The organism is Bradyrhizobium algeriense (assembly GCF_003062295.1).
Classification (GTDB): domain Bacteria; phylum Pseudomonadota; class Alphaproteobacteria; order Rhizobiales; family Xanthobacteraceae; genus Bradyrhizobium; species Bradyrhizobium algeriense.
This window is the reverse complement of sequence record NZ_PYCN01000092.1, coordinates 1-5,892: the sequence shown is the minus strand read 5'-3', so window position 1 is coordinate 5,892 and position 5,892 is coordinate 1. Positions and strand designations below refer to the sequence as shown.

At 59.8% G+C, this 5,892-nt stretch carries 6 protein-coding genes and 1 pseudogene; 3 read left to right on the top strand and 4 right to left on the bottom strand.

Annotated elements, in window-relative coordinates; genetic code table 11:
- The 3 genes and pseudogenes from C7G61_RS45725 to C7G61_RS42025 form a co-directional block, all read right to left on the bottom strand.
- Nucleotides 1–307: hypothetical protein (locus tag C7G61_RS45725; RefSeq protein ID WP_210205928.1), on the bottom strand; the 307-nt coding region annotated here is incomplete at its 3' end.
- A 75-nt stretch (nucleotides 308–382) separates the two neighbouring features.
- Nucleotides 383–832, bottom strand: coding sequence for a phosphocholine cytidylyltransferase family protein (locus C7G61_RS42030; protein WP_274542319.1), 450 nt, complete (start codon nucleotides 830–832; stop codon nucleotides 383–385).
- Nucleotides 833–1,044: 212 nt separating this feature from the next.
- Nucleotides 1,045–1,635 (bottom strand): annotated as a pseudogene (locus tag C7G61_RS42025) (isocitrate lyase/phosphoenolpyruvate mutase family protein).
- 1,356 nt (nucleotides 1,636–2,991) lie between these two features.
- On the opposite strand from C7G61_RS42025, the gene C7G61_RS42015 reads away from it, so the two are divergent.
- The 3 genes from C7G61_RS42015 to C7G61_RS42005 all read left to right on the top strand — a co-directional run bounded on the left by C7G61_RS42015 (nucleotide 2,992) and on the right by C7G61_RS42005 (nucleotide 4,798).
- Nucleotides 2,992–3,651 (top strand): Ulp1 family isopeptidase, encoded by a 660-nt coding sequence (locus C7G61_RS42015; protein ID WP_190242259.1) that lies wholly within the window; start codon nucleotides 2,992–2,994, stop codon nucleotides 3,649–3,651.
- 84 nt (nucleotides 3,652–3,735) lie between these two features.
- Complete coding sequence (locus C7G61_RS42010; protein WP_057853200.1) at nucleotides 3,736–3,921, top strand: hypothetical protein; 186 nt, start codon at nucleotides 3,736–3,738, stop codon at nucleotides 3,919–3,921.
- A gap of 325 nt (nucleotides 3,922–4,246) precedes the next feature.
- On the top strand, nucleotides 4,247–4,798 hold the full coding sequence (locus tag C7G61_RS42005) for a hypothetical protein (protein ID WP_145963812.1): 552 nt from the start codon (nucleotides 4,247–4,249) through the stop codon (nucleotides 4,796–4,798).
- 534 nt (nucleotides 4,799–5,332) lie between these two features.
- Here C7G61_RS42005 and C7G61_RS44345 read toward each other — a convergent pair.
- Complete coding sequence (locus C7G61_RS44345) at nucleotides 5,333–5,557, bottom strand: hypothetical protein (protein ID WP_145963811.1); 225 nt, start codon at nucleotides 5,555–5,557, stop codon at nucleotides 5,333–5,335.
- Nucleotides 5,558–5,892 lie beyond the last annotated feature (335 nt).

Sequence of the window (5,892 nt, the reverse complement as noted above, 5' to 3'; positions counted from 1 at the left end):
ACGCTTTGATGTATCGCGGCGCCGCCTGGTGCAACAGATCCTGCAGAGCGCGCCCGTTGTCCAGGCTACGCTGAACCTCCGGCACAAGCTCTTCCGGCACGTAGACCGCAACGCGACGCTCATTCGCGCGACCGTAGAGCACATAACTTTGATGCTGTTCGCCAGACCGGCACGCCGGGCAATTCTTGCGGATGCTCCGGCTACGACGCAGGCTCAGCGAGCCCAGAAGCGCAGGCCAAAGACTCGTCGATTCGCTTCGCAGCCAGCGCGCGACATCCGAAGACGATTCCGAATCAACATGCTTCATATGTAAAATGTGATACCATGCACATGTACGTCGCAACAAAAAAACGTGCTCGAAAATCGCGAGATAACCCTTATTTTAAAGAGCGAAATGTCTTTCGCGACAGAAACTAGCTAGAGCGACTGCAGCCACGTCGGTTGCTTGGCTGACCATCAGGTAACGCAACGCGTTCTCTTCGAAGAAGACGTCGCCTTCGAGAAGAAAGCAGTTTCCGGAACGAAGCGTGTCGCGCGCCAGCCACAGGGAATAGGCGCTGCCGGTACGGTCGAAGACCGACGACTCGACATACTTGATTTCGAGCTCGCCAAAGCGGCTGCCGCAGGCATATTGAATGTCGTCTTTGCGGTAGCCTACGACAATCGTTACCTCTTTGACGCCCACCGCCTCCAGGTTTCGCAGGGCATTGTAGAGGATTGGTGTGCCGTTGACCTCGACCAGGGGCTTCGGCCGCAAATCCGTCAACGGTCTTAGACGAGAGCCGAAGCCGGCGGCCAGAATGACGCCTTTCTTGGGCGCATTGGTATTCATTTCGGTCCCTTCAGCGTTGCTCGATATCGCGTCCACACACCCAGGCGTTAAGGACTCAGACAAGCCGGCTCAGGCCGATCCAAGAATTCAGTTCCACGTGTTCAGAGTTGCGGTCAGACGCCGCAGGGCTTTGCCGAGTAATTCGAGATCGATGCCACAGGAGGTGCCGGAAAAATTGCGACATCGGCGTATGTTGCAGCGCGGATGAGACGCTATTTGCCGTCGGTCAGGGTGAGGGGAGATATCGGCGCGTCCGCGCGGGCAAGTTCGTCGTATCTCAACAGTTGGAAGGCCTCGTCGAGCGTCGCAATATTGGGTTCAATGCTCGCAGTGGTCTCCTCAGCGATGATACGACCGCAGACCTGCCGCATTGCCGCTATGCAACTCGCATGGAGTGGTTGGCCCAGATCACTGTGGAGATGCGCGCATTGCGATACGCAGAGACCGGCGTTCGATAGTATTTCGTTGGAACGATCACGACTGGCAACCGGTTCCGCCAGGCGCGTGCGAACGAAAGGATCTCGTCTGCGGCGCTCTTGCGCGAGTGAATGAGGATCGCATCGGCTCCCGCGTCGGCGTAAGCGTGAGCGCGCAAGATTGCTTCGTCCATCGATGCGCTCAACTACGAGTTGGCTCCAGGACGCTTCGTTGGCATCGCGGTATCCGAGGGAGCAGGCAATCGACAAACCCGACGCCCAGAGACCCTTGAAACCTGCGCGCTCGGCGATCGCGGCGGAGAGGCCGTCATGCGCTTCCATGAGGAATGAGAGTTCGCTGCTGGAGCAGACCTGAGCGCGCAGCATTTCAGTGAGTGAGGAATCAGCGCGTGGATCAGAGCCACTGGCGGGAACAGATTATTGTGATTGGTTTTGCATGCCGATTCCTTGCCGGTGCGTTTGATCGGCCGACGTTCATCAGTGGAAGGTGACATGTTTCTGTCATCGAGATCAATTACGAGGGTTGGTAGTTGACCGTGCCGCAAAATTGTTGCGTCTCGCGCCAGACGAGCAGGAATCGTAGTTAAGCCAAAACGATCACAAGATGTTCGATGGTTGGTAGCGGAAATTGAGAGACGCACGTGTATCCCATGCGCCAATCGAGTTGCCTTCCCGTGCATCGTTGATCTTGTATTTTGCGCGGTTTTGAGACTGCGTGACGCGCGATAAGGGTTCAGTTCGCTCGCGTTCTGCGACCCTCGCATAAGGGTTTGGCGTTTCGGAGTACGCCCGAGCGGCTCGCGATCCGGACTCGGTCGCATTGTACGGGAACTCTCTAGTCGATCGTGTCACGTACGTGTCTAACTCCGTTCAGCTCGCTGATCATGAGCATGGGGAAGGTTGCGCGGGACGGACGCGAAGTCCTGGTCCCTCTTGTGGAGATGAATTCAAGGGACCTGCCGGACCACGATGCCCGTTACTTGATCGCGGTAAGTGACGGTGATAGTGCTCCGCATGGCGTGGTCTCCGATCCGGTACTTCAGCGCCGGATGTTCGAGGTTGATTACCGCGGAGACTATGCCGCCTTCAATTCCAACCAATCCGGGATGGGACCTTGGGAGGACGCAGCCAATGTTGCCATCGCGGTCTGCAAGGGCCGAGCCATCATCGACCTTCGGCCATCTTGAGCGACCGGCGCCTCCTGGATCTAGCGCCGCTTGGAGCCACTTGGATCTGCCAGCCCAGTTGTCACACCCCCCGGTTGACATACAGGCCATCGTGCCGGCGGAGGACTTCCCACGTGCGAAGGACTTCACACATATCGTCGGCTTGGGATGGGACCATAGTTGCCAATCAGCGCCCGATGCCCTGATCGGTTCACTGAACAGAAAAGGCCTCCTGCCGACGACACCGCTCCGGTCGCGAGCACATTTTTACATCCATGGTCGGCCTTACACGACGAAGTTGGGGCAAGGAACAAGGGAGGCGACCCCAAACAATCTGGGAGGACTTGGCGTTCTGCTCATCCCTGGACATGGACTCGAATCTCACGAGCCGTTAGGGGCGGGCATCGAAAGCTTCCCGGGATATATGGGAGAAACATCGTCATCAACCAGGGCTGCGACGTCTGCGATGTCGACGAAGAATGCCAAAGGCTGTGGGCTGTGGTCGTGTTTTAAGTCAGGGGTTGGCAAAGCCCTCCGAGGGAGTCGTCGCGAAAAGTTGTCCGGCCATCTGGATCAATCGGATGGACAGGCCTCAGGATCGGGCATCCCGCTGCAGCCTCCGCTGGTGCTCGGTCCCACGGAATTGTTGGGTGACGAGCATATCACGGCGGATTACACACTGCTTGAGCGGGAGTTGCAGAGGGACAATTCGGATCTGGCCGCCCGGACGCGGTTCCTGCGGCCCGCGCAAGCTCATCTGCTGCGCTTGACCAAGGACGAGGACACCCGGCAGGAAACCTTGCGGGGGATCGTCAACGACGAGGATGGTAACGATACCGCCAACTTCCTGTTCGTGCCAGTGAACGATGGCGGTGTCGGTGGCGGCGGTACGCATTGGTCGCTGCTGCTCGTTGATCGCCGCGAGCCGGAAGGGAGGGTTGCCTATCACTACAACTCCATCCGGAGATCTAACAGCACCGGGGCAAGCCAACTCGCAGGAAGGCTGGGCACTCGCCTTGAACCAGCCCGCATGGCCCGACAGGGGAACAATTATGATTGCGGCGTCTTTGTCCTGGACGCCACACGGACGCTGGTTGGACGATTGGCGGAAGGACAGCGGCCTGACGACGAGCCGCTTCACCTCGACAACCTCGTCGCCGATCGGCAGGCACTTCGGGATCGACTCAGGGGTCGTCCGCATTTTGCGACGCGGTGACACGCTTGGGCTGATGGAGCTGGCTGGAGCGTCTCATGCCGGCACCAGAACCTTGGCCGGCTACGAGGCAACACGTGCGAGGCGATGATCCTCATGGAGGGCTGCCGCTACCTCGAAGCCGTCCGCATGAGGCGGAACTCCTCCCAGAGCACGGGAATCCAGATCGTCAAGCCGAAAGTATTGGACGACAACCCGCTCGCACCGGAGCATTCCCTGGCCGCGGTGATCGAAGCCGAGAATGCCACCGCCCGCGCCTTCGTGAATGCGTAGCTTGGCAAGGTGAAGCGTGTCCCGGACCGAAATTGAGATTGAAGGGGAGTCCAACGCCGTCCCATCGGATCTGATGCGCGCGACCCGCTATGCGTCCTTCAAGGTGAGGGCGCCGAGGCATGCTCGGCCACCGGCGCGGACGCGAGCAGGCCCGTCGAGGCCGCCAAGGACGAATTGCAGCGACTGTTCGGCGAAGAGCGTGAGGCGACAAAGGAACGCGAGGTCTATGATGCCGCCTGGAAGGCCTACAATGTGCTGGTTGGCCAGGCGCCAGGCCCCCTTCCAAGTCGCTCTCGGATCCGTCGTCGACGAGCTGCAGCGAGCGATGGCGACCGCAACCGACATGCGCAAGACGCTAAAAGATCTCTGCGGCCAGCGAGATTGCGCGAAAGCGCAACAGATATTAGAACTGGAGGCCGAGCGGACGAAGCTGGAACAGAAGTCGTCGCAATGTCGCGAAGCGACCCGCAACGCCGAGAGGATAGTGGCCGACGCGGCGAGGGATCTTTCCGACGCGCGGCAGGTGCTGGCCGCCGCGGTCCTCGAACGGGATGCCAGGGCGCTGCCCGAGCATGACGTTGCGCACGGGGTGCGCTTGCGCGTCCTCGGCTTCCTGAACGATGCACGGGACTTCTGGCGCGAGCACAAGCAGAGGCTCGAGACCGCGAAGACGCGTGAGGATGAAAGCCTTGCGGCGCGAGAACGCGACCATGAGGCTTGTGCAACCGACGTCACGTTATTTCCCGACGTGCCCATGCCGCAGCTCGCGCGGCTTTTGAACGCCGATCGCTCGGCCCGAGATCTCGGCGTGCCATGGCCGCCGCCGTGTCCTCGAAGGCTTCGTCTCCCGATCCCACAAACGGTTCGATCGGAGTGATCCTGCTCGACGATGCCTTGGGCGGGGCTGGACGCGGAGCATTTTGTCAAGATGCTGAAGTTCAATCCGTGATGCGGGACTGCAAATTATCGCGGTTTGATCAACGCGGGATGACGACTGGCGACGGCACATTCCGAACCTTGCCTGCTCAGTTCCCACAGCTTGGCGGACTTTAGCCGTCCTTAATTCCGGGGATCAGATTAATGTTTGCGCCGAGCGGATTGTTGGGGGTCGCTTCCCGTATCCCTGCCCCCAGCTGCGCCGTGTAGGGCTGACCACGAATAAACAGATTTGTCGCCTGGAACGGCCCCGGGAGGCCGCCTGTTCGGTTCAGTGCGCCGATCAGGACGTTGGGGGCCGGTTGGAACCCATGATTCCAGCCCAAGGGCACAATGTGTCCGAAATCATCCGTCGGCGCCCAAGCCGGTATTGCGGCTGCCGGACAGGATGACTGTTGCGGCTGAACCAACTCGCACGAAGCCCGACTGTCGTGAGCATCGTTTCGCATTTCGTAAAGTAAGGCCGTATCAAAATTCAAACTGCCATCGGGGTCCGGTAGAGGCGACAGTGGTAATTTAATTCCAATGGCGTCTCCGGCACAACGAGCAGTTGTTCGAGCGACTCCTGGAATGAGTTGAACTGCGGACCGTCTTCCCCCGCTGCCGACAATGGCCCGTCGACTTCCATCTCCCGCTCCAGCAGCGCCAGCAGCTCAAAATAGTTGCCGCTGATGGCCGCCGCCGCGGGAGACGCCTGCAACGAGGTGTGCTGCGAGGTGCCTTTCCCCGGGGGGCGACCGTGATCCGTCTATTTCCGTCTCCCGCGATAGCAGCTCCAGCAGATTTAAGTCGTTGTCGTTGATGGCTGCCGCGGGAGACGCCTGCAGCAAGGCGAGCTGCGGGGCGACTTCCCCCGCGGCTGACGATGGCCCGTCGACTTCCATCTCCAGCAGCTCCAACAGATCTAACAGTCTGCTGAAGAACCCCCTCGCCACGGAGGGGGCTTGATGATTCACTTGATCATCTCGAATCGGCGGAGATGATCATGCGGGGCAGGTTTACGGATCAGGGCGGACTGTTTTCGTACATTGCGCC